Raw genomic sequence first — 2,962 nt, 5'->3', positions numbered from 1 at the left:
GCAATGCCTTTCAGGAGTCCAAACGCACCGCCGAGCAGCGCGTTCACTTGGCGCAGCACCGGAAGGCTGAAAACATGATCTGCAGCTGAGGCAATAAAATGGACCAAAATTTCCAACACAAAAAACAGAATCGCTGCGGCTAAAATCTTTTCCAACACCGGATTAGATGGAAAATCGGGCAGTATTTTTACAATGTACGGCCCTGCCAGCGCAGCAAACCATCCCGACAAACGCACAGAAAACACAAGGGACGCTACAAAGCCGACCAGTTCTATGACCGACCGAACGATACCCCTGCGCAGGCCGGAAATAACAAAAATCACAACGATGCCGAGCAATGCAAAGTCATAAAAGACGCCCATTTTTAGCCCCCTGTCAGAAAAATAAATTCGTGCATAAAAGCAATATAACATAAAACTATCTTTTACACAAGGCACTTACGGTATGGAAATCATACGTATTTCTGAAACTCCAAGTATATATGCGGAGGTTTCGTCCCGCAATGCAATTGCTTTTGCGTCCCCGCCGGCGTTTACAGTACCTACAAGGCCGGTGGGGGATGATGTGTAAAAATAGACGTTGGAATCACAAAGCGCCGCTGCGGCCGAACCAAAAGCTGAAACCGACCGGATTGTTCCTTGAAGCGTGGGGGACAGAATTTTTTCACCCATCCGATTGAGAACAACCAAAACGGAATCATCGGCCCCGGCGTAAGGTGAAAGGCCCAATACCATCATCTCTGCAGAAGAACAGTATGCAGTTAGCTGCATTCCTTCGTAATTGTACTCTATTTTTTTGCGGGTATCCGCATCTATCATAACCGCTGCTTGATCTCCGAATGCGGTCACAACCGTATCCCCGTTCCATGAAACATCAAACAGCATGTTTCCTTCGAACACTGCAAACGGCTGCTGTGGTTTTTCGCTGTTTAAATCCAATAAATAAATCGCCGACTGCATAATGCCATTCGCCGCGTTGACACCCGTAACAGCTGCTGTGCCACCATCGGGGCTAAGTGCAACCGCCGTAGGGTAATAATCTGAAAACCAGTAGTGAGACTGTTCTCGGCCGTCTGGCATATACGCAATCAGTTCTCCGCAGTATCCATCCGCCTCTGTGAGCAGTGCATATCCGCCTTGCCGTGCAAGTGCGCCTGCAACGAGATTTTGCTCCAAAGTAATTTGATGAAGCGGACGGGTTAATGTGTCCAGACGGCATTCACGACCGCCCAGATTATAAAGCAGCATGCGGTTTCCTGCCAGCTTGAGAACCGGATGATTAAAACTGTGCTGGCGAGACACAATCTCCTTTGCAGTGGAATTTAGCACCGTCAGAGATGTATCGCTTGCAAGGAAGATGTTTTTATCGGCTGAAAGGAAATTTTTTGGAGAAACAGATGTGCCGGCAATAGAGTATGGATATCCATCCCCAACACCCATACCAACAACGCGCGACTGAATCCATTCTAAGACATAATTCGGAGCCAGATTATCCCGGTTCATCCAACCCAAAGTACCCAAAACGCATAAAAGCAAAATCAACGCAATTCGATATACCCACCGCGGCACCGCATGTTCCCCAAAAACATGCAGATTTCTTTTCGACCTGCGCGGAGGATGTTTTGCCGCATCAAACTCCACGGTATCGAAACGCTTTCCGTTTTCAGCCACCGAATTTCACATCCTTACAGCTTATAGAAAACCTTGTTCAGGTACAACCCCTGCGGCGGTGCGGTAGGCCCTGCCGCCCTGCGGTCACGCGCTGCTAAAATTCTGCTGATATCTTCCGGCTGCAGTTTACCTTCCGCAACCCGCAGCATGGTACCGACCATAATACGCACCATATGATACAAGAAACCGTCCGCTGCCACCGTAAAACTGACCGTACTCCCCTCTCGTTTCCACTGTGCCGCGGTCACCGTACGCGTCATATTGCCGCGCTCTCTTGCATCAACCGCACAAAAAGAAGTAAAATCGTGAGAACCAATCAGTTGGGACGCCGCCTGATTCAGTCTGTTAATATCCAGCGGATACCAGTAGTGCAGTGCCCTGCCGACTAAAAAAGGATTCCGAATTTTTTCGTTCCAGATGCAATATTCATATTCTTTGCCTAGGCAGGAATAACGCGCATGGAATTCCTCCGGTACTTCCCGACAGGAAAGAACAGCGATGTCTTTTGGCAGAAAATGATTGAGCGCCCCCACTAGGCGCGCACATGGAATGGAATGTTCCGTGTGAAAACTGATGCAAAATTCACGTGCGTGGACAGCTGTATCGGTTCTGCTGCAGGCCTTGAGATTCGGCAAATCGCCAAGAATCCGCTGCAGCGCTTGCTGAAATACCTGCTGAACAGAAACAGCATTCTGCTGAATCTGCCAGCCGTGATAGTTTGCGCCGTCATAGCAAATGGTAAGCAGAAGATTTCGCATAACGCTCCTTCCTTATCTCAGCGCAGGCGGGAAATACAGCGCACAGAACAGCACTGCCGCACAAAACAAAGCTGCACCCACAGCTGCCGCTGCATCCAGCTTGGATAAATGCAATTGTTTCATTTTGGTGCGGCCTTCTCCGCCGTGGTAACAGCGGCATTCCATTGCCATTGCAAGGTCATAAGCTCTGCGAAAGGACGAAACAAAAAGCGGAATCAAAATCGGAATCAGCGACTTAATCCGCTGCATAAAACCGCCGCTTTCCAAATCCGCACCCCTAGCCTTCTGCGCATTCATAATTTTATCGGTTTCTTCGAGCAGTGTCGGAACATAGCGCAGTGCAATAGTCATCATCATGGCAATTTCATGCACCTTGATATGCAGCGCATTGAGCGGTTTCATCAGCCGCTCCAGCGCATCGGTCAGCTGTGTGGGAGAAGTTGTAAATGTCAGCACAGAGCTAAACAGAATCAAGCTAAAAATACGTGTGGCAACAAAAACGGCGTTGCTGATTCCACCGTTTGTAATGCGCAT

The 2,962-nt window shown here is 48.9% G+C and carries 4 protein-coding genes; all 4 read right to left on the bottom strand.

What is annotated here, in order from left to right:
* A partial coding sequence (locus ACOYIE_RS10240) for a CvpA family protein (RefSeq protein ID WP_433412889.1) occupies positions 1-362 on the bottom strand: 362 nt, incomplete at its 3' end.
* A gap of 75 nt (positions 363-437) precedes the next feature.
* Positions 438-1,670, bottom strand: a complete 1,233-nt coding sequence (locus tag ACOYIE_RS10235; protein WP_433412887.1) for a DUF5711 family protein — start codon at positions 1,668-1,670, stop codon at positions 438-440.
* Between the two features lie 14 nt (positions 1,671-1,684).
* Positions 1,685-2,428, bottom strand: coding sequence for a tRNA pseudouridine(38-40) synthase TruA (truA, locus tag ACOYIE_RS10230; RefSeq protein ID WP_433412885.1), 744 nt, complete (start codon positions 2,426-2,428; stop codon positions 1,685-1,687).
* A 12-nt stretch (positions 2,429-2,440) separates the two neighbouring features.
* Positions 2,441-2,962 (bottom strand): energy-coupling factor transporter transmembrane component T family protein (locus ACOYIE_RS10225; protein WP_433412883.1); only part of this gene is annotated, 522 nt, incomplete at its 5' end.

This window comes from Agathobaculum sp., assembly GCF_050946325.1.
GTDB lineage: Bacteria > Bacillota > Clostridia > Oscillospirales > Butyricicoccaceae > Agathobaculum.
The sequence above is the reverse complement of the archived record's forward strand: the minus strand, read 5'-3'. Positions and strand labels throughout refer to the sequence as shown.

Bases quoted from the DNA above. Each gene is read 5' to 3' on its own strand.
- truA (WP_433412885.1), bottom strand. From the start codon at position 2,428: ATGCGAAATCTTCTGCTTACCATTTGCTATGACGGCGCAAACTATCAC.